This is a genomic window from Priestia sp. TRM10 (assembly GCF_057808375.1).
Window position 1 is genome coordinate 734,081 of the sequence record NZ_JBJZOT010000015.1, and the last position, 19,120, is coordinate 753,200.

The window sequence follows — 19,120 nt, forward strand, 5'->3', positions numbered from 1 at the left end:
TGTTCTTTATTTCACAAGTGCAACAATTTTTTCAGCGCCGTCAGCCATTGACTCTGCAGCTGTAATGTTAAGACCTGATTCTTTCAAAATCTTTTTGCCAAGTTCAACGTTTGTGCCTTCTAAGCGAACAACAAGTGGCAAATCTAATCCAACTTGTTTTGTTGCTTCAACAACACCTTCAGCAATAACATCACATCTCATAATGCCACCAAAAATATTGACAAAAATTCCTTTTACATTTTGATCGGAGATAATAATCTTGAACGCTTCCGTTACTTTCTCAGCCGTTGCACCGCCCCCTACGTCAAGGAAGTTTGCCGGCTCTCCGCCTGAATATTTAATAATGTCCATTGTCGCCATTGCAAGACCTGCTCCATTTACCATGCAGCCGATGTTACCATCAAGCGCAATGTAACTTAAGTCGTATTTTGATGCTTCAATTTCTTTTACATCTTCTTCTTCTAAATCGCGAAGCTCTAACACATCTTTTTGACGATAAAGAGCGTTTGAATCAAAATTAAGTTTTGCATCAAGCGCCATTACTTTTCCATCCCCTGTTGTTACAAGTGGATTAATCTCAGCGATTGAGCAATCTTTTTCAACAAATACTTTATATAAACCAGCCATAAATTTTACAGCTTGACCTACTAACTCTTTTGGAATATTGATATTAAACGCTAATCGACGCGCTTGGAACCCCTGTAACCCAACCGCTGGATCGATATATTCCTTAAAGATTTTTTCAGGTGTTTTTTCAGCTACTTCTTCAATTTCTGTGCCACCTTCTTCAGAAGCCATAAGCACGACGCGTGAAGAAGCACGATCTAATACGATTCCAACATAATATTCTTTTTGGATATCGCAACCTTCCTCAATAAGTAAACGCTTTACTTCTTTCCCTTGTGGACCTGTTTGATGAGTTACGAGCGTTTTTCCAAGTATCTCATCGGCATATGTACGAACTTCATCCAAGTTTTTCGCAACTTTTACCCCTCCGGCTTTACCGCGGCCACCTGCATGAATCTGTGCTTTTACAACAGAAACATCTGTTCCTAGCTCTTTTGCTGCTTCTACCGCTTCTTCTACCGTAAACGCTACGCGGCCGTTTGGAACAGCTACCCCATATTTTCTAAGGAGCTCTTTTCCTTGATACTCATGAATATTCATATCCCATCCTCCTAACGTCATTTCAAAAAAATAGACTGCGCTTTCATTGTATAAAATGGAAGTCTACTTGTCTACTATTCTTGCGAAATTTATAAAAGATTCAGAAATGATGGCGTTTTCTTTAGAAATTTGTTCTATTTTTTTGCTTTTTCATCCATTTTGTAAATAAAAGCAAAAATCTCTGCTACCGCCTCATAAAGCTCTTCTGGGATACGCTCGTTCAGCTCTAAATTATGAAGCAAGTTTACAAGAGACGGATCTTTTTGAATTGGAACATTGTTTTCCTTTGCTTTTTCAATGATATCCCGCGCAACGTCTCCTCCTCCTTTTGCTACTATCTTTGGTGCTTTCTCATGTTTTAAATAGGCAAGAGCTACCGCTTTTTTTGAGTATGATTTTTTTTTCATCAAATCTTAAGATCCACTCCTTTATATCCACTATGCGATACTTGAGCTAAACTTGATGTTTTATCTTTACTTGCAAAAACTTTTACGTCTGATAGATAATAGTCAAGCTCGCTCAGCCCAAGACGAAGTGATGGTTTTAAAGATTCCATAATAGGTTTAATATCCTGATGCTCATTTATAATATCTATGATAATCGCTCGATTTTGAACACGGGCGCCGACTACCATTTCTTGTAAATAAGAAAGCTTTAAGTGAAAAAGAATATGACAGTAATTTGGATCAATTGTTCCGTCCTCTCTCTTCTTTCCTTTCCACTGAAGGGAGACTTCTGTTAACTTTTCCCTTATGTAGAGGGGGAACTGCACGTACAGAGAAGTAATAGGTCCTTGTCCTTCGTCAGAAGACAAGAGCTGAAGAGCGGTCAATTTATGCACTATCTCTTCAGCTCGTTCTCTTAAAAAAGGTGGTAGGGGTTGTTCAAGCATTTTCAAAAGAGCTCCTTTTAAGCCTGCTCCAGAGCTTTCTCCATTTAGCTCACTCTCATATGTAAGACCTAAAGATGAAAACAAGGTTGATAATATACGTTGAAACTCCCTGGATTGAAAAGAAGTTTGCAGAAGCTTGTTCACCTCTGTTAAAATTTCTTTTCCTTCTTCGTTTATGAACAAGGAGGTTCCTTCTTGATTAAGCTTTCCTCTTAAGTTAGGACTTTTTTCAATGCTCTCTACCATTTGGTGAAAGAACGGCATTTTTTCAATGTCTGGCAAATTGTTCAGAAGCGTTTTTTTCATAGCTGTAATTTCTTCTGCTTCTTCTCGTTTAGGAGATAAGCTCACTAATGACTGCTGTTCTAAAACCCCTTTTTCAATTGCCCCTGTCTGTTGCAGAATACGAAAAGGGATATTTCCTTCTAACCAGCCTTTTACTAAAAGGAAAAGAACTTCTTTTCCTTTTGTTAGCCTAAAAGCACCTTTAAACTTAACAAGTTCTTCCCCATATCCTTCAAGATTGGCGAGAGTTGTGAGTTCGTTAAAAAGTGGAGCAAGAGAAGCGTCTCCTAGCGATTTTAAAGCTTGGAAAATAGATTTAGATGGCGTAAAGTTCCGCGCAATCATCGTCTCTACAGCTTTTTTTTCAGGGGATGGAAAAGAAGGTGATGTTTCCTTAGCGATAGTCGTTAAAAACTCTTTTGAAAAAGGAATACTTTTAGAAAGTAAAAAAGAGGCTAAACTCTCTTCCTTCTTTCCTCTTGCTCCTAGTGCTTGCAATATGTTTTGCATATTTTTATCCTCTGACTCTTCTCCAACAACTTTTAAGCTTGGCAAATCGTCTTTAATATCTATTTCAAAATAATAGGGACGCAAAACAGATAAAGAGCGCTCCAATTTAGCTACAATGCTTTGTCCGTTTACAGAAACAAGCGCTATGTCTCCTTTAAAAAACTTTTGAATGGTTCCTTTCACAATGCTTCCATCTCTAAGAGGTAGCACTGTGGAATGTTGGATTCCTTCTAACAGCGAAGAGCGCAAAAAAGAAATATTCATAATTCACCTCTAGCTTTCAACATACTCTTTAATTGGTGAAAAGGAACGTCTGTGTTCATCAATAATCCCGTGCTTTTCAATTGCATCTAGATGCTCTTTTGTTCCGTACCCCATATGTTTTTCAAACCCATACGCAGGAAACTCTTCACCGAGCTTTTTCATCAGACGATCACGTGTAACCTTAGCTACAATCGAAGCAGCCGCAATTGAAATACTTTTTGCATCTCCGCTGACAATATCAATCTGAGGAATAGAAACGTTAGGAAGCTTCATTGCATCAATAAGCAAATAGTCAGGTTCTTTCTCAAGCTCCCTAATAGAACTTTCCATTGCTTTTCGTGTTGCATGATAAATATTCAATGAGTCAATATCTTTTCGTCCAATAATCCCTACACCAACTGCAAGAGCATTCTCTAAAATGAGCTCATAGTAACTTTCCCGTTTTTTCTCAGAAAGCTTTTTGGAATCTGTTAAACCAAGTGCACGGAAATCATGAGGAAGAATAACAGCTGCTGAAACTACCGGACCTGCAAGAGGTCCCCTGCCAACTTCATCAATCCCTGCAATTAACTCTATACCTTTTGCATAAAGCGTGTTTTCATATTTCATCATCTCTAGAAATTGCTCTTCTAACGCTTCTTGTTTTTCAAACCACTTTTCTTTCTGCAGGACTAGCTTTTGAACTCCTTTACGCTCGTCTGTTGCACACTGCAATAGAAATGGATCACTTTTAGACGTTACCTTTTCTAATTTTGCTTTAATTTCTTTAATGCTTTCACTCATCTTTTATATCGTCCTTTTTTCTTTTTTTTCTATTAAAAAAGGATGCTTTTTAAGCATCCTTTTCATTTATTCTTCTTCACTTTCACGGAGTTCATCAGGATAGTCAAATGTAAGGGGACCAAGACGATCTGCGCGGATTTCACGCAAAACAAGCTCAGCTGTCTTGTCGTAGTCCACAATACCTCCACCCATTAAACAGCCCCGTTTAGTACCGATAAAGTCAAACAGGTCTACAATCTCCTCATAACGCTCTGTCACACCATACCGATCTTCTAAACGTGATTCATAACGCTCTTGCAAAAAGCGCAGTGCATAAACTGCTACATCTTGCAAATTTAAAATTGTATCTTTAATAGCCCCTGTTGTAGCAAGCTTTAATCCAACAAGCTCGTCCTCAAATTTCGGCCAGAGAATCCCAGGCGTATCTAGAAGTTCGAGTTCTTTTCCTACTTTAATCCACTGTTGCGCTTGTGTCACCCCAGGACGATCTCCTGTTTTAGCAATATTTTTTCCCGCTAAACGATTGATAAGTGTTGATTTTCCAACATTCGGAATCCCAACAATCATCGCTCGCATTGCACGTGGGTTTTTAATTCCTTTTTGTCTCATACGATCAAACTTTTCTTTTAAAAGGGTTTTAGAGAGTGCGACAATGCGGTCCATTCCTTTGCCATTCTGTGAGTTAATAGCAAGAGCTGGAATCCCTTTTTCATCGTAGTACTGAATCCACTGTTCCGTCACTTTTGGATCAGCTTTATCCGCTTTATTTAACAGCATGATTCGTGGCTTATTTGCAATAAGCTCGTCAATCATTGGGTTTTGTGAAGATTGAGGGATGCGTGCATCAACAAGCACAAAAACAATATCAATTAGTTTTAATTTCTCGGTAACTTGGCGACGAGCTTTCGCCATATGTCCTGGAAACCATTGAATAGTCATTATTATTCACCTACTTTTAATCAACCGTTCTAATTTCATTAAAAGGCCAGTACACAATGCTTGTTGTGCCAACTACTTTTTTCAAAGAAACCGGTCCAATCGCGCGACTATCTCGGCTATTGCGTCGGTTATCTCCCATAACGAAAATTTCGCCTTCTGGAACGACTTTATCGCCACCTGGAGTATCTTCTAATTTAAAGTCTTCCGTAAGCGGCATACCGTCGTCAAGTTCGCTTTTATATTGATCAAGATACGGTTCTTCGTACGCCTTTCCATTAATATAAAGCGTATCGTTTTTGTACTCTACGTGATCTCCTGGTAAACCAATCACGCGTTTAATGTAATCTTTGCCACCTGGAGCATGAAAGACCACAACATCAAATCGATCAGGCCCACCAATTTTGTAAGATATTTTGTTTACAATCATGCGGTTTTGATCATGTAGAGTTGGCATCATTGATTCTCCATCTACAACAATTGGAGTGAAGAAGAAGAATCGAATAATTGCCGCAATAATGACGGCAATCGAAATGGCCTTGATCCATTCTACTGTTTCATTTTTTTTACGAGCCATAGTTTATCCTCCAAACAGCTAAAATGTACCTCTCTACTATACATAAAAAAATAATGATTATTCAACCTTTATGTAAAAATCGGCGAATCTCGCCTAAAATAGTTTAGAAATTTGAAAAAAGGAGCTTGTCAGACAAGCTCCTTTTTGGATTATCGAATTTCTTTAATACGAGCTGCTTTACCACGAAGGTTACGTAGGTAGTAAAGTTTCGCACGACGTACTTTACCACGGCGTACAACTTCAAGCTTAGCGATTTTTGGTGAATGAAGTGGGAATGCACGTTCAACACCAACACCGTAAGAAATTTTACGAACTGTGAAAGTTTCGCTAATCCCACCACCACGGCGTTTGATTACAACACCTTCGAACACCTGAATACGTTCACGAGTACCCTCAACAACTTTAACGTGTACGCGAACTGTATCTCCAGAACGGAAAGCAGGTAAGTCACCTTTTAATTGTTCTTTTGTGATATCTTGGATTAATTGTTGCATGATTTCATCTCCTTCCAACAGATGCTCTTATCAATGCTTTCGCATCATTGCAGCGGAACATCGTTTTCAAAGCTTGGACAGCACTGCCCAAAGCCACAAACATTATCTTAGCACATCCCACCACTAGATGCAATATCTTTTAAACATCTGAACGATGCGTTTTTTCAATCTGATCGAGCATCTTCTTTTGACTTTCTGAAAGCTCATAGTTTTCGAGCAGATCAGGCCTTCTTAGGAATGTTCTACGCAGTGATTCCTCTTCTCTCCACTCTGCTATACGTTTATGATCGCCAGATGTAAGGACGTCTGGTACCTTCATCCCTCTAAAATCTGATGGTCGAGTATAATGAGGATGCTCTAGAAGGCCTGTACTAAATGAATCTTCAACAGCAGACGCTTTGTTCCCTAAAACGTCAGGAAGAAGGCGTACGACGCTGTCAATGATCACAAGGGCCCCAAGTTCCCCTCCCGTCAACACAAAGTCTCCAATTGAAATCTCATCTGTTACAACGTGTTCACGAATTCGCTCATCATATCCTTCATAGTGACCACAAACAAAGATAAGGTGCTCTTCTTTCGAAAGCTCCTCTGCTTTTTTTTGGGTATAGCGTTCACCCTGTGGACAAAGAAGAACAACGCGCGCTTTTGAGCCTTCTTTATTAAGATCAGCAACAGCATCAAAAATAGGTTGTGGCTTTAATACCATACCAGCACCGCCACCGTATGGATAGTCATCAACTGTCTTATGCTTGTTGTCTGCGTACTCTCTAAAATCTGTAACAGCTACATCAACCGCTCCTTTATCACGTGCCTTTTTTAAAATAGAGCTTTCAAGAACACCATGAAACATCTCAGGAAACAGTGACAAAACATCAATTTTCATTAGTCTAATAACCCTTCCATTTCGTTGATGATTACTTTTTTCTCTTCGATGTTAATGTCTGCTACAACATCTTCAATATACGGAATAAGGATGTCTTTTCTTCCAGATGCTTTTACGACCCAAACATCGTTTGCTCCTGTTGCTAAAATTTCTTTGATTGTACCAACAAGATTTCCTTCCTCTGTGTATACTTCACAACCTACAATTTCGTGAAAGTAATATTCACCTTCTTCTAATTCAACAAGGTCTGAAGATGGTACCTTAAGGAGACAGTTTTTGAACGGCTCCACTTGATTGATATTATGGTACTCTTCAAATGTAAGAAGATCAAAATTTTTATGCTGACGGTGACTTGCTACAACAACTTTGATTTCTTCGTTGTCCTTGAATATGTATAACTCATTTCCAACTTTATAACGTTCTTCTGGAAAATCTGTGCGAGAGATAACGCGGACTTCACCGCGAACTCCGTGCGTGTTCACAATTTTCCCTACGTTCAACCACTTTTCCATTGCTTTTCACCTCTATCGAATTTCAATCACAATTCCATCTTTAACAAGAATCGTTTGTAAACTTTTGAATTCTTCCCAGCTGTCACCTTCTTTTACTTCTACAATAGCATCTAGCTTTGTTTCTTCAAGCTCACTGCCAATTGGAAGCAAGTTAAGCTGTTCTAGCTGAAAATCGATAATGCGGAGTTTTTCTAAACGGGTTTTTTGTTCCTTTTCGAATTGTTTTTCAAGCGATGCCGCTGATGGTTTTTTCATATTTTCAATCTTTTTCAACTGAAAGCGCAACTGCTCAATTTCATTTTGCAGCCCTTTTTGTTCAAGAATAAACTTATTCCTTAACTTCTCCTTGCTTTGTTCAGTTAATACTTGTTTCACAATCACTTTTTGGACAACTTTCACCCGCACTCCCTCCTCTTATCTTTATTATATAAAAGAAGTAAAAAAAAGGGGAGGTTATCCCTCCCCTTTTTTCATTACTTGCTTAATTTTGAATTGTGGAATTTCTCCATGATACCTTCTTTAGAGAAAAGGTTACGTACTGTATCAGATGGTTTAGCACCGTCTGTTAACCATTTAAGAGCAAGCTCTTCATTGATTTTAACTGCTGCTGGTTGCTCAAGTGGATTGTAAGTTCCAACTGTTTCGATGAAACGTCCATCACGTGGTGAACGAGAATCAGCTACTACGATACGATAGAATGGAGACTTTTTAGATCCCATACGTTTTAAACGAATTTTTACTGCCATTATTAAAGCACCTCCGAAATTGTTTCACACAGGATAATATATTATCAATCCTGCATTTGTTTGTAAAGTGTTTTTTCTTAACACTACATAAAAGGAAGTTTAAATCCTTTTTTCTTGCCTTTTGACATGTTTGTCATTTGCTTCATCATCTTCTTCATTTCATCAAACTGCTTAAGAAGTCTATTGACCTCTTGAACAGATCTACCACTACCTCTTGCAATACGCTTTTTACGGCTTGCATTGATGACTTCAGGCTGTTCTTTTTCAAGCTTTGTCATTGAACGAATAATCGCTTCAATATGACCAATTTGCTTATCATCCACTTGAACGTTTTTCAAGCCTTTCATCTTGTTTGCTCCTGGAAGCATTCCAAGAATTTCATCAAGCGGTCCCATCTGTCGCACTTGTCCAAGCTGTTCTAGAAAATCATCAAATGTGAAAGATTGCGTACGTAACTTTTGTTCCAGTTCGCGCGCTTTGTCCTCGTCAACAGACACTTGTGCCTTCTCGATAAGCGTTAGCACGTCACCCATTCCAAGAATACGAGACGCCATACGCTCAGGATGGAAAGTTTCTAAAGCATCTAGCTTTTCACCCATCCCGACAAATTTAATCGGTGTTTCCGTTACAGAACGGATAGAGAGAGCCGCACCACCGCGCGTATCTCCATCAAGTTTTGTAAGAACAACACCTGTTAATCCTAATTGTTCGTTAAAGCTCTCTGCCACATTTACAGCGTCTTGGCCTGTCATCGCATCTACAACAAGTAAAATTTCATCTGGCTTTGCCACTTCTTTTACTTGTTTAAGCTCGTCCATTAACGTCTCATCAACATGAAGACGACCTGCTGTATCAATTAAAACGTAGTCATGATGCTCTTCTTTTGCATGCTCAATGGCCTTACGTGCAATTTCAACAGGGCTTACCTGATCACCAAGTGAGAACACAGGCATGCTAAGCTGTTTTCCTAACGTTTCAAGCTGTTTAATTGCTGCAGGACGATAAATATCCGCAGCAGCTAGCAGAGGTTTACGATTGTATTTTTTGCGAAGAAGATTTGCTAATTTTCCTGTTGTGGTCGTTTTACCGGCCCCCTGCAGACCAACCATCATAACAACGGTTGGCGGACGGTTTGAAGCAGCAATTTTGCTTTCTTCTCCACCCATTAGCTTTGTTAACTCTTCTTTAACAACTTTGATAACTTGCTGTCCAGGCGTTAAGCTTTTCATAACCTCTTGCCCAACAGCGCGTTCATTCACGTTTTTGACGAATTCTTTAACAACTTTAAAGTTAACGTCTGCTTCAAGTAAGGCAAGGCGAACTTCACGCATCATTGCTTTTACGTCTGCTTCTGAAACTTTACCTTTGCCTTTAATCTTTTGAATTGTGCTTTGCAAACGGTCGGCTAATCCTTCAAATGCCATACTATGCCGCCCCCTAATCTAATTTCTCAAGCGAATCAATAAGAGAAAGCGTCTGCTCTTCATCATGCTGTTTTACAGCTTTTTGAAGATCTTGTAAAAGCTGCTTTCTTTGACGAAATCGCTGAAACAAGCCGAGCTTTTCTTCATACTGCTCAAGCATTTGTTCTGTACGTTTTATATTATCATAAACAGCTTGTCGACTCACGCCATATTCTTCAGCGATTTCTCCAAGCGAATAATCATCTAAATAATAAAGCGACATATAACTTTTCTGTTTTGAAGTTAATAATGATTGATAAAAATCATACAGATAGTTTATCCTTGTTGTTTTTTCAAGCACAACCAATCACGCCCTTGTTAAGTGAAAAACCTTTACACTCAAATAGTGTACTTATTTTAAAAACAAATGTCAAGTTTTTTTCTTAACAGTCTTTTTATTCTTCGTTTTCTTCTTCCATAAGCCCTGCAAAAAGGCCGTATACATATTTCTCTGGATCAAATTCCTGAAGATCTTCTACCTTTTCACCAAGGCCTACGAATTTAACTGGAATACTCAATTCGTTACGGATCGCCAGAACGATTCCACCTTTTGCAGTCCCATCAAGCTTTGTTAAAACAATACCTGACACGTCTGTTGCCGCTGAGAACGTTTTAGCTTGGCTCATTGCATTTTGTCCTGTTGTTGCATCAAGAACAAGCAATACTTCATGAGGTGCATCAGGAACTTCGCGAGAAATAACGCGCTTTACTTTTTCAAGCTCATTCATTAAGTTTACTTTATTTTGAAGGCGTCCTGCTGTATCACAAAGCAATACATCCGCTCCTCTTGAACGAGCTGACTGAACTGCATCATACATTACAGCAGCTGGATCTGACCCTGCCGCTTGTTTAATAACATCAACACCAACGCGTTCTCCCCATACTTCAAGCTGTTCGATTGCTCCTGCTCGGAACGTATCGCCTGCTGCAAGCATCACTTTTTTACCTTCTTGCTTAAGCTGATGAGCAAGCTTTCCAATTGTTGTTGTTTTTCCAACTCCGTTTACTCCAACAAAGAGGATAATGCTAAGGCCTGATTGTTGAATATTCAAAGAAGAGAACTGTTCTTCTCCTCCTGAATAAATATCAACAAGTTTCTCTGAAATAACGTCTTTGATTTCTGTTGAATCTTTAATGTTACGGCGTTTTACTTCCATTTTCAACTCGTCAATTAAGTCCATTACTGTACTAACGCCAACATCAGCGCTAATTAGGATTTCTTCTAATTCTTCAAAGAAATCTTCGTCAACTTTACGATAGCGGGCAACAAGGTCATTAAGACGTCCTGTGAACGACTTTCTTGTTTTCTCCATCCCTTTTTCGTATTTCTTTGTTTCTTCTTGCTCTACTTCAGTTCCTGAAAACTTTTGTTTTAGTTTCTTAAAAAAACTCATGTGAACGTTTCACACCTTTCTTAAACATACTGCTTTTCTTCTTCAAGTTTGACAGATACGAGCTTAGATACACCAGATTCCTGCATTGTTATCCCATAAAGAACGTCTGCTTCTTCCATTGTCCCTTTGCGATGTGTAATAACAATAAATTGTGTTTTCTCACTGAATGTCTTGATGAACTTCGCGAAACGCTGTACATTTGCTTCATCAAGTGCTGCTTCTACTTCATCGAGCACACAGAACGGTACAGGTCGCACTTTTAAAATAGCAAAGAGAAGCGCAATAGCTGTTAACGAACGCTCACCACCTGAAAGAAGAGCAAGGTTCTGCAACTTCTTACCTGGCGGCTGTGCCACAATATCAATACCTGTATTTAGAAGGTCTTCTTGATCAGTGAGCTTTAAATCTGCTCGTCCGCCGCCGAAGAGCTTTGTAAACACTTCTTTAAAATGCTCTCTCACACTTGTGAACGTTTCACTGAACCTTTTCTTCATTTCCGTATCCATCTCTTCAATAAGCTGATGAAGTGTATCTTTTGCTTCAACAAGGTCTTCCTTTTGTTCACTTAAAAACGTATATCGCTCAGATACTCGCTCATACTCTTCAATTGCGCCTATATTAACTGTACCAAGTTCATCTAAAGCAAGTTTAATAAGCCTGATTTTTTTGCGCGTTTCCTCAGGAGATAGAGTAAGAGGATATTGCTGTTTCGCAGCTTCAAAGCTCATCATATACTCTTCTCTCAGCATATTTAAATATTGATCAAGCTCAACATCAAAGCGATTAATCTGCACTTCTTCATCTTTCAAAGCTTCCATCATCTGTTCTTGCTGACGCTTAAGTTCCTTTTGTTCAGCCATGAACGTCTCAAGCTCTTCTTGAAGCTCTGTGCGCTGCTTGCGGCGTTCGCTAATAAGCTTAGCCGTTTCTTCTTTATCGTTTGTTCTAGCTAAGAGCGTATCTTCTAAATCATGCTGACTTGTAAAACCTTCTTTCATCTGTTCTTTTAAGAATGAAAGCTGATCTTTTTGTTTAGAAAGAGCTGTAGAAGAAGAGTGTAAATCCTGCTCTGCACGCTCTACTTTTTCACGCTGATAAACAAGACGCTCACTCGCTTCTGCAAGCGCGATTTTCAGATTTGTAAGCTCCCCTTGAACAGTTTCTTTTGAACTCTTTTCCGAGTTTTTCTGCTCTGTAACAAGCTTAATTTCTTCATCAAGATGCTTCATGGCCTTCTGAGAAGCTTGTAGTAATTCCCTTAACTCTGCTTCTCGTTGCTTAAAGCGATCTTGCTCTTCAAAAAGCGGTGTCATGTCATTATTGTACATTTCAAGACGTCGTTTTGTATTTTTTTCTGTTAACAGAAGCTCGCTCATCTTGGCATTTAAAGCTTCGTACTCTTCTTTTAATGTTTGAACTTTCTCTCCTTGTGCAAGGGACTGTTTTTCAGCCTGAGCAAGTGACGTTTTGAGTTCCTTAACCTCTGCTTCAAGCAATCCTGTTTTCCCTTCCATTTCAGCAAGCTTTGCAACAAGGTCTTCTAGCTCACGCTTTCTCGTAATAAGAGATGAGCTGTTTTTCTTAGAAGCTCCCCCGCTCATTGATCCCCCCGGATTTACAACGTCTCCTTCTAATGTTACAAATCGATAGCGATGTGAAACAAGACGAGCAAGCTCATTAGCTCCTCGTAAATCTTTGGTCACAATGACGGTCCCAAGCAAGTTTGAAACAATGTTTTCATACTTTTGCTCATATGAAATGAGATCACGGGCTACTCCAACGAAAGAAGGAGATCCTTGCATGGTTTCAATAACAGACTGAGGAATACTTTTTCCTTTAATCGTAGAAAGAGGTAAAAATGTGGCACGACCGCTACCTCGCTTCTTTAAATAAGCAATCGCTTTTCTTGCTTGTTCTTCTGCTGAAACAACTATATGCTGCATTGCCCCGCCAAGCGCTGTTTCAAGCGCTATTTCTACCTCTTTTGGAACTGTAATAAGCTCTGCCACTGCCCCTTCAATTCCTGTTAAGGCGCTTTCGCGGGCTTTTAACACTTCTTTTACGCCTTGAAAATAGCCTGTGTACCCATCTTGCATATCTTCCATCATGCTGCGTTTTGACTTTGTTTGTTCAACATATTGATATGCTTGATATAGAAGCGATTCTTTTTTTCTATATTTTTCTGTTAAAGCTTCAACATCTCGTTTTAATGTTAGGTTTTCATTAACTGCTTTATCAAATTCCTCTTTCGCAGCAGAAACTTCTCCATCAAGCCTTTTATGCTCCCCTTCAAGTTTCTGATGTTCGCTAAATAGCTCTTTGTTCGCTTCTTTTAAACGATTTTGTCTTTCACTATTTTGCTCGATTTGTTTCACTAAAAACTGACGTTCATTGCGAAGTGCCGTTTCTTGCTGTGCTTTTTCGAAATAGTCACTTTTCAAATTTTCGAGCTTTTCATCCAGATCTTCACTATAACTTTCAAAAAGAGACTGCTTTTCTGAAAGCTCTTTTTTTAGTCTATAAACATTTTGTTCATATGTTTTGAGAAGTTCTGATGCTTCCTCTTTACTTTTAGCTAAGAAGGCTACTTGTTCCTCAAGGTGTTCTGTACTTTCCTCAAGCTCGCTTTGCGTTTTTGAAGCATGTTTCTTCCTTTCAATAAGCACTTGCTTTCGCCCTTGAATTTTCTCAAGCTCTTCACTAACGTTTAATAAAACCGTTTGCAACTCTTCTAGGGATTGCTCTAGCGCATTCATATTTTTCTGAGCTTCATCAATATGACTTTCTTTCTTAGCAATAGACTCACTTAACGTTCTAGAAAGTTCTTTATGATGATCATGTTCAAGCTTTAATTTCTCCCATTTTTTATGAAGTTCTTCAATTTCATAAACAGTCAAAGAGATGTCGTAATTTTTTAGCTCCGCCTTTTTCTCTAAATAGTCTTTCGCCATAGAAGCTTGTATTTTTAAAGGTTCAAGGCCTGACTCAATCTCATATAAAATGTCGCTCACCCGGTTTAAATTATCCTGTGTTTCAACAAGCTTAAGCTCTGCTTTCTTCTTGCGTAGCTTATACTTTAAAACACCTGCTGCTTCCTCAAAAATCTTTCTTCGTTCATCAGATTTTGAGCTGAGCACTTCCTCAACGCGCCCTTGGCCAATGATAGAAAATGATTCCCGCCCTAGACCGGAGTCCATAAATAGATCAATAATGTCTTTTAAACGACAGTGCTGATTATTAATAAAGAATTCACTTTCTCCTGAGCGAAAGACACGTCTTGTAATGCTTACCTCGTGATACTCAATAGGAAGAAACTGTTCGCTGTTCTCAAGCGTTAACGTTACTTCCGCTACGTTTAATGCTTTTCTCGTATCACTGCCAGCAAAAATAACATCTTCCATCTTTGAACCGCGCAAAGAGCGGGCAGATTGTTCTCCAAGCACCCATCTAATGCTATCTGTGATATTGCTTTTTCCGCTTCCATTCGGTCCGACTACAGCTGTCATTCCTTGAACAAAATCAACAGAAATTTTGTCGGCAAAAGACTTAAATCCCGCCACGTCTAGTCGTTTGAGGAACATCTTACTTCCTCCTTACTTTTGTTAAAGTTGTATATCATAGATTTATTGTTCTTTCAAAAGTGTTAAAGCAGTAATAGCTACTTGTGCAGCTTTTTGCTCTGCTTCTTTTTTTGATCTACCAACACCAGTACCAAGTTCTGATCCGTTTAGAAGCACTCGTGAAATAAACTCGCGGTTATGTGCTGGGCCTTTTTCTTGAAGAATTTGATATTGTAAAAGCCCTTGACTGTCACGCTGAACAAGCTCTTGCAGCTGACTTTTAAAATCCATTGCATACGTAAAATTACCATCGTCAATTTTAGGAAATACGGTTTGGGCTAGCAATTTTTCGACCACTTCAAGCCCTTGATCAAGATAAAGAGCACCGATAAATGCTTCAAACACGTCGGCTAAAAGAGCAGGTCTTTGGCGTCCACCTGTCATCTCTTCTCCTTTTCCAAGCAAAACGTAATTGCCAAACTGAAGCTCGTTTGCAAACTTCACAAGAGATGGTTCACATACAACAGCAGCACGAAGCTTCGTAAGTTCCCCTTCGCTCATTGCTGGATATTTGTTAAATAAAAATTTTGATACTGTTAGTTCAAGAACAGCATCACCTAAAAATTCCAAGCGTTCATTATCTTCATACGGTTTTTTGCGATGTTCATTTACATATGAAGAATGAGTAAATGCTTGTGTTAACAGTTTTTCGTTGTCAAATAAAATACCCATTTTCTCTTGAAGTTCCTGAAACTGTTTTTTAATTTTTTCTTGTAATTTTTGATTTTTAGGGTAATAACGATGTCTTGCCATAAATACCTCCAATGGTTTCTTCCGTTTTCAAATTTCCATCTCTTTCTCCAGAAAGGGAGGTTTTCGTCATAATAAGTTGTCTCCAATTGTACTGAAGCCCTTTCACATCTTTAAATTTTCGCAGTAAATCAAAAACTTAAAGGTATGATGGAGAAGATGTTCGATAAAAGTAGAGAAAGCCCCGTTATATAAACGGGACTCTTCTAAAAGTAAGGACAGCTTATTGCTTGTTCTGTATGTAAGTAACAGCGTCACCAACTGTCGCAATTTTCTCAGCATCTTCATCTGAAATTTCTAATTCGAACTCATCTTCAAGTTCCATAACTAGTTCAACTACGTCAAGGGAATCAGCGCCAAGGTCCTCTTTGAAAGAAGCCTCAAGTTTCACTTCCTCTTCCTTTACGCCAAGGCGATCAACGATGATACTCGTTACGCGCTCTAATACGTCTGACATACTATCACCTCCCCTCAAGTCATTATAGTGGATTCCTCAACAAATTACTAGAACTTCAGAAAGAAAATTCAAAAGCTCTTTTACATTACCATTCCGCCATCAACATGGAGTGTTTGGCCTGTCATATATTTGCTTCCTTCTGATGCTAGGAATGCAACAACTTTGGCAACATCTGCAACTTCACCAAATTTTGCAAGTGGTACTTGTGATAGAATACCGTTTTTCACTTCTTCAGAAAGCTCATCTGTCATATCTGTTGCAATGAAGCCCGGTGCAATAGCGTTAACCGTAATTCCTCGAGCTGCTAATTCCTGCGCACTCGTTTTTGTTAATCCGATTACGCCTGCCTTTGCAGCTACGTAGTTCGCTTGTCCAGCATTTCCGCTTACACCTACAATAGAAGAAATATTAATAATGCGTCCGCTGCGCTGCTTCATCATCTGGCGAGAAACAGCTTTTGTGCATAGAAATACTCCTTTTAAGTTTGTCGCAATTACGCTATCCCATTCATCTTCTTTCATTCTCATTAATAAATTATCACGTGTAATGCCCGCATTGTTCACAAGAATATCTAAAGAACCAAATGTTTCAATCACTTCTTTGATCATAGCTTGAACTTCTTCGCTGTTAGCTACGTCTGCTTTGATTTTGATAGCTTCGCCACCCATAGCTTTGATTTCTTCAACTACTTCTTGAGCTTTTCCTTCGCTTCCTGCATAGTTTACAGCAACTTTTGCTCCTAATGAAGCAAGTTCAAGCGCTGTTGCACGACCAATACCGCGTGAGCCACCTGTAACAAGAGCTACTTTATCTTTTAACATCCTCATTCACCATCTTTCAAAGATTGAACTGTTTTTTGTAATGATTCCATATCGTATACCGCATGAACGGTTGCACGACGATTCACTTTTTTCACTAATCCAGACAGTACTTTTCCTGCCCCAATTTCAATAAATGTATCAACACCGTCATTCAGCATTCTTTCAACTGATTCATGGAAGCGAACAGGTGAATAAAGCTGTTCAACTAGACGCTCGCTAATTTCTTTCGCCTCTGTCATTGGTTCTGCTGTTACATTTGCTACAACAGGAACGCTCGCATTTGAAATTGTAATGTTAGCTAACACATTTTTAAATTCTTCTGCTGCTGGCTTCATAAGAGCAGAATGGAATGGACCGCTTACGTTAAGAGGCAATACACGTTTTGCTCCGCGCTCTTTTGCAAGTGCTCCTGCTCTTTCAACTCCTGCAACAGTACCTGAAATAACAATTTGTCCTGGACAGTTAATATTTGCAAGTTGTACAACATCACCATTCTCGCTAATCTCAGCTGTTACTTTTTCAAGTTCTTCTGCATCAAGGCCAAGCACAGCTGCCATTGTTCCTTCACCAGCTGGAACTGCTTTATTCATCAATTGACCACGTGTATGAACCGTTTTTACTCCGTCAATGTACGAAATAGAGCCTGCTGCAACAAGTGCACTGTATTCTCCTAGACTATGTCCTGCTACATAGTCTGGCTTGATCCCTTCTTTTGTTAACTCATTTAAAAGCACTGCGCTTGCTGTTAATAAAGCAGGCTGTGCGTGATATGTTAATGTTAGGTCTTCTGCTGGTCCTTCAAACATTAAGTTTGATAGTGAGAAGCCAAGCGCCTCATTTCCTTCATCAATCATCTTTTTCACGTCTTCTGATGCCGCGTATACATCTTGTAACATCCCAACAGCTTGTGAGCCTTGTCCTGGAAAAACAAATGCAATTTTGCTCATGCTTATTCCTTCCTTTCACTTTCTATGGTTTGTTCTTGTTTTTTATTCTGCGCAGCGATTTGCTCAGCGATTGTTTTAGGCACGCTTTGTTCTACCATTAATACCGCTTGTCTCACAGCATTAAAAATAGCGTTATCGTCTGAAGAACCGTGAGCTTTAATAACAGGTGCCTTAAGTCCAAAAAGACCTGCTCCACCATACTCTGTATAGTCCATCTGCGTTTTAAGCTTTTTTAATTGCGGCTTTAGAATCCCTGCTGCGACCTTACTCTTAAATGAACTTGTTAGCGTCTCTTTCAGCATTGAAAATATAGAAAGTGCTGTTCCTTCAATCGATTTTAACGCAATGTTTCCTGTAAAACCATCTGTTACAACAACATCTGCAACACCTTCTAATAAGTCTCTTCCCTCAACGTTTCCAATGAAGTTAATATCGGCATCTTGAAGAAGTGGAAATGTTTGTTTTGTTAAGTCGCTCCCTTTTTTCTCCTCTGTTCCTACATTTAACAGCCCAACGCGAGGAGATTCCATACCAAATACACTTTTAGCATAAATGCTTCCCATAATAGCATATTGAAGAAGATGATTTGGCTTTGCATCTGGATTTGCGCCTGCATCCAATAGTAAAAATCCATTTCCTGTACGAGTCGGTAGTGTTGGAGCTAAAGCTGGACGTTCAATCCCTTGAATGCGTCCGATAATAAATAAACCTGCTGCCATAAGAGCACCTGTATTTCCTGCTGAAATACAAGCATCTGCTTCCCCGTCCGCAATTTGTTGAGCAGCGAGCACCATTGAAGCCTTTTTCTTACGACGCACTGCCCGAACAGGTTCGTCCGTTGCTTCAATAACTTCTTCCGTATGTAAAACTGTTATTCGTTCTTTATTCTTCAAGTGTGGATGAATAAGGTTTTCATCCCCAACTAAAATGATATGTAAATCAGGGAAATGAGCAATTGCTCGCTCTGCTCCTTCAATTATCGCTTTTGGGGCATGATCACCGCCCATAGCATCAATTGTGATTTTCATTGTGATCCCCCTCTCCTGCTCTATTTGAATGATACATCTCAAATAGACCGGAAAATACTAGCGTTTGTCCAACGTAGCTTAATACTTCAACAGTTGTTCGTTCTTTTTTTGCACTTTTTTCTTTCACTTTTGCTTTCGCTACAACACGTTCCGCTAGCTTAACAGGCTGGTGGAACTGAATGGATGAATTAGCCGTCAACGCCAATTCATCATTGATAACAGCAACAGCAAGTGAATTGGCCTGTGCAAAAAGGTGGTGACCACGTGCAATATGATTACGCTTAAAAACGTGTTCTTCTTTTACATCAAAAATAGAAATCGCTGATTGATCAAGATTCAAGTCAATCACTTCACCAATAACCTCTTCAATTGGTAAAGAACGGACTTTATTTTCTAGCTGTGTTGAGGCAACATGCCGAATACGTTCACGAAGTTCAGGAATCGACAATTCCAAGCGATCTAACCGAATGGTTTGTACGCTAACAGAGAAACGTTCAGCTAACTCTTCATCCGTTACAAACGGGTTTTGATCAATTGTTTCTTGTAACTGCTTTTTCCGTTCCTTTTTATTTAATCTCATGCTCCACCATC

Annotated in this window: 21 protein-coding genes; all 21 read right to left on the reverse strand. The window is 39.2% G+C overall.

Going from position 1 to position 19,120, the window contains the following annotated elements; all coding sequences use genetic code 11:
* Nucleotides 1–6: 6 nt before the first annotated feature.
* The 21 genes from sucC to fapR all read right to left on the reverse strand — a co-directional run bounded on the left by sucC (nt 7) and on the right by fapR (nt 19,109).
* Nucleotides 7–1,167, reverse strand: a complete 1,161-nt coding sequence (gene sucC, locus ACK3CR_RS20485; protein ID WP_019391801.1) for an ADP-forming succinate--CoA ligase subunit beta — start codon at nt 1,165–1,167, stop codon at nt 7–9.
* A 134-nt stretch (nt 1,168–1,301) separates the two neighbouring features.
* The gene (locus tag ACK3CR_RS20490; RefSeq protein WP_243520735.1) at nt 1,302–1,574 is read right to left on the reverse strand and encodes an EscU/YscU/HrcU family type III secretion system export apparatus switch protein; all 273 of its coding nucleotides are present in this window, start codon (nt 1,572–1,574) and stop codon (nt 1,302–1,304) included.
* Entirely contained in the window at nt 1,574–3,118 is a 1,545-nt protein-coding gene (locus ACK3CR_RS20495) for a hypothetical protein (protein WP_488976066.1), read from the reverse strand. Before ACK3CR_RS20495 ends, ACK3CR_RS20490 begins: the two co-directional genes overlap by 1 nt.
* 9 nt (nt 3,119–3,127) lie before the next feature.
* A complete protein-coding gene (gene rnhB, locus ACK3CR_RS20500; RefSeq protein WP_480380507.1) occupies nt 3,128–3,901 on the reverse strand; it encodes a ribonuclease HII in 774 nt (257 codons plus the stop codon).
* Nucleotides 3,902–3,967: 66 nt separating this feature from the next.
* Nucleotides 3,968–4,840, reverse strand: a complete 873-nt coding sequence (gene ylqF, locus ACK3CR_RS20505) for a ribosome biogenesis GTPase YlqF (protein WP_243518175.1) — start codon at nt 4,838–4,840, stop codon at nt 3,968–3,970.
* A gap of 16 nt (nt 4,841–4,856) precedes the next feature.
* The gene (gene lepB / locus ACK3CR_RS20510; protein WP_040056674.1) at nt 4,857–5,414 is read right to left on the reverse strand and encodes a signal peptidase I; all 558 of its coding nucleotides are present in this window, start codon (nt 5,412–5,414) and stop codon (nt 4,857–4,859) included.
* Nucleotides 5,415–5,563: 149 nt separating this feature from the next.
* On the reverse strand, nt 5,564–5,908 hold the full coding sequence (rplS, locus tag ACK3CR_RS20515) for a 50S ribosomal protein L19 (RefSeq protein ID WP_019391795.1): 345 nt from the start codon (nt 5,906–5,908) through the stop codon (nt 5,564–5,566).
* Nucleotides 5,909–6,047: 139 nt separating this feature from the next.
* On the reverse strand, nt 6,048–6,791 hold the full coding sequence (gene trmD / locus ACK3CR_RS20520) for a tRNA (guanosine(37)-N1)-methyltransferase TrmD (protein ID WP_061801740.1): 744 nt from the start codon (nt 6,789–6,791) through the stop codon (nt 6,048–6,050).
* Nucleotides 6,791–7,303, reverse strand: a complete 513-nt coding sequence (gene rimM, locus ACK3CR_RS20525; protein WP_243518168.1) for a ribosome maturation factor RimM — start codon at nt 7,301–7,303, stop codon at nt 6,791–6,793. Before rimM ends, trmD begins: the two co-directional genes overlap by 1 nt.
* 12 nt (nt 7,304–7,315) lie before the next feature.
* Nucleotides 7,316–7,702, reverse strand: a complete 387-nt coding sequence (locus ACK3CR_RS20530; RefSeq protein WP_040056676.1) for a YlqD family protein — start codon at nt 7,700–7,702, stop codon at nt 7,316–7,318.
* A 74-nt stretch (nt 7,703–7,776) separates the two neighbouring features.
* On the reverse strand, nt 7,777–8,049 hold the full coding sequence (rpsP, locus tag ACK3CR_RS20535) for a 30S ribosomal protein S16 (RefSeq protein WP_019391791.1): 273 nt from the start codon (nt 8,047–8,049) through the stop codon (nt 7,777–7,779).
* A gap of 83 nt (nt 8,050–8,132) precedes the next feature.
* Entirely contained in the window at nt 8,133–9,473 is a 1,341-nt protein-coding gene (gene ffh, locus ACK3CR_RS20540; RefSeq protein ID WP_061801742.1) for a signal recognition particle protein, read from the reverse strand.
* 13 nt (nt 9,474–9,486) lie between these two features.
* The gene (locus ACK3CR_RS20545; RefSeq protein WP_026009511.1) at nt 9,487–9,813 is read right to left on the reverse strand and encodes a putative DNA-binding protein; all 327 of its coding nucleotides are present in this window, start codon (nt 9,811–9,813) and stop codon (nt 9,487–9,489) included.
* 94 nt (nt 9,814–9,907) lie between these two features.
* On the reverse strand, nt 9,908–10,906 hold the full coding sequence (ftsY, locus tag ACK3CR_RS20550; protein WP_488976067.1) for a signal recognition particle-docking protein FtsY: 999 nt from the start codon (nt 10,904–10,906) through the stop codon (nt 9,908–9,910).
* Between the two features lie 20 nt (nt 10,907–10,926).
* Nucleotides 10,927–14,487 carry a chromosome segregation protein SMC gene (gene smc, locus ACK3CR_RS20555; protein ID WP_488976068.1) on the reverse strand — a complete coding sequence of 1,187 codons (3,561 nt, stop codon included), beginning with the start codon at nt 14,485–14,487 and terminating at the stop codon, nt 10,927–10,929.
* A 42-nt stretch (nt 14,488–14,529) separates the two neighbouring features.
* Nucleotides 14,530–15,279, reverse strand: a complete 750-nt coding sequence (gene rnc / locus ACK3CR_RS20560) for a ribonuclease III (protein WP_124049408.1) — start codon at nt 15,277–15,279, stop codon at nt 14,530–14,532.
* Between the two features lie 220 nt (nt 15,280–15,499).
* Nucleotides 15,500–15,733, reverse strand: coding sequence for an acyl carrier protein (gene acpP, locus ACK3CR_RS20565; protein ID WP_019391784.1), 234 nt, complete (start codon nt 15,731–15,733; stop codon nt 15,500–15,502).
* Between the two features lie 80 nt (nt 15,734–15,813).
* Nucleotides 15,814–16,554, reverse strand: a complete 741-nt coding sequence (fabG, locus tag ACK3CR_RS20570) for a 3-oxoacyl-[acyl-carrier-protein] reductase (protein WP_124049409.1) — start codon at nt 16,552–16,554, stop codon at nt 15,814–15,816.
* A gap of 2 nt (nt 16,555–16,556) precedes the next feature.
* Nucleotides 16,557–17,501, reverse strand: coding sequence for an ACP S-malonyltransferase (gene fabD, locus ACK3CR_RS20575; RefSeq protein WP_488976069.1), 945 nt, complete (start codon nt 17,499–17,501; stop codon nt 16,557–16,559).
* A 2-nt stretch (nt 17,502–17,503) separates the two neighbouring features.
* A complete protein-coding gene (gene plsX, locus ACK3CR_RS20580; RefSeq protein WP_243518154.1) occupies nt 17,504–18,529 on the reverse strand; it encodes a phosphate acyltransferase PlsX in 1,026 nt (341 codons plus the stop codon).
* Nucleotides 18,513–19,109 carry a transcription factor FapR gene (fapR, locus tag ACK3CR_RS20585; RefSeq protein WP_019391780.1) on the reverse strand — a complete coding sequence of 199 codons (597 nt, stop codon included), beginning with the start codon at nt 19,107–19,109 and terminating at the stop codon, nt 18,513–18,515. Before fapR ends, plsX begins: the two co-directional genes overlap by 17 nt.
* Between the last annotated feature and the right edge of the window lie 11 nt (nt 19,110–19,120).

What these genes read in the sequence shown, in the direction of transcription:
- sucC (WP_019391801.1), bottom strand. Translation starts at nt 1,167, where the DNA reads ATGAATATTCATGAGTATCAAGGAAAAGAGCTCCTTAGAAAATATGGG.
- ACK3CR_RS20490 (WP_243520735.1), bottom strand. Translation starts at nt 1,574, where the DNA reads ATGAAAAAAAAATCATACTCAAAAAAAGCGGTAGCTCTTGCCTATTTA.
- ACK3CR_RS20495 (WP_488976066.1), bottom strand. Translation starts at nt 3,118, where the DNA reads ATGAATATTTCTTTTTTGCGCTCTTCGCTGTTAGAAGGAATCCAACAT.
- rnhB (WP_480380507.1), bottom strand. Translation starts at nt 3,901, where the DNA reads ATGAGTGAAAGCATTAAAGAAATTAAAGCAAAATTAGAAAAGGTAACG.
- ylqF (WP_243518175.1), bottom strand. Translation starts at nt 4,840, where the DNA reads ATGACTATTCAATGGTTTCCAGGACATATGGCGAAAGCTCGTCGCCAA.
- lepB (WP_040056674.1), bottom strand. Translation starts at nt 5,414, where the DNA reads ATGGCTCGTAAAAAAAATGAAACAGTAGAATGGATCAAGGCCATTTCG.
- rplS (WP_019391795.1), bottom strand. Translation starts at nt 5,908, where the DNA reads ATGCAACAATTAATCCAAGATATCACAAAAGAACAATTAAAAGGTGAC.
- trmD (WP_061801740.1), bottom strand. Translation starts at nt 6,791, where the DNA reads ATGAAAATTGATGTTTTGTCACTGTTTCCTGAGATGTTTCATGGTGTT.
- rimM (WP_243518168.1), bottom strand. Translation starts at nt 7,303, where the DNA reads ATGGAAAAGTGGTTGAACGTAGGGAAAATTGTGAACACGCACGGAGTT.
- rpsP (WP_019391791.1), bottom strand. Translation starts at nt 8,049, where the DNA reads ATGGCAGTAAAAATTCGTTTAAAACGTATGGGATCTAAAAAGTCTCCA.
- ffh (WP_061801742.1), bottom strand. Translation starts at nt 9,473, where the DNA reads ATGGCATTTGAAGGATTAGCCGACCGTTTGCAAAGCACAATTCAAAAG.
- ftsY (WP_488976067.1), bottom strand. Translation starts at nt 10,906, where the DNA reads ATGAGTTTTTTTAAGAAACTAAAACAAAAGTTTTCAGGAACTGAAGTA.
- smc (WP_488976068.1), bottom strand. Translation starts at nt 14,487, where the DNA reads ATGTTCCTCAAACGACTAGACGTGGCGGGATTTAAGTCTTTTGCCGAC.
- rnc (WP_124049408.1), bottom strand. Translation starts at nt 15,279, where the DNA reads ATGGCAAGACATCGTTATTACCCTAAAAATCAAAAATTACAAGAAAAA.
- acpP (WP_019391784.1), bottom strand. Translation starts at nt 15,733, where the DNA reads ATGTCAGACGTATTAGAGCGCGTAACGAGTATCATCGTTGATCGCCTT.
- fabG (WP_124049409.1), bottom strand. Translation starts at nt 16,554, where the DNA reads ATGTTAAAAGATAAAGTAGCTCTTGTTACAGGTGGCTCACGCGGTATT.
- fabD (WP_488976069.1), bottom strand. Translation starts at nt 17,501, where the DNA reads ATGAGCAAAATTGCATTTGTTTTTCCAGGACAAGGCTCACAAGCTGTT.
- plsX (WP_243518154.1), bottom strand. Translation starts at nt 18,529, where the DNA reads ATGAAAATCACAATTGATGCTATGGGCGGTGATCATGCCCCAAAAGCG.
- fapR (WP_019391780.1), bottom strand. Translation starts at nt 19,109, where the DNA reads ATGAGATTAAATAAAAAGGAACGGAAAAAGCAGTTACAAGAAACAATT.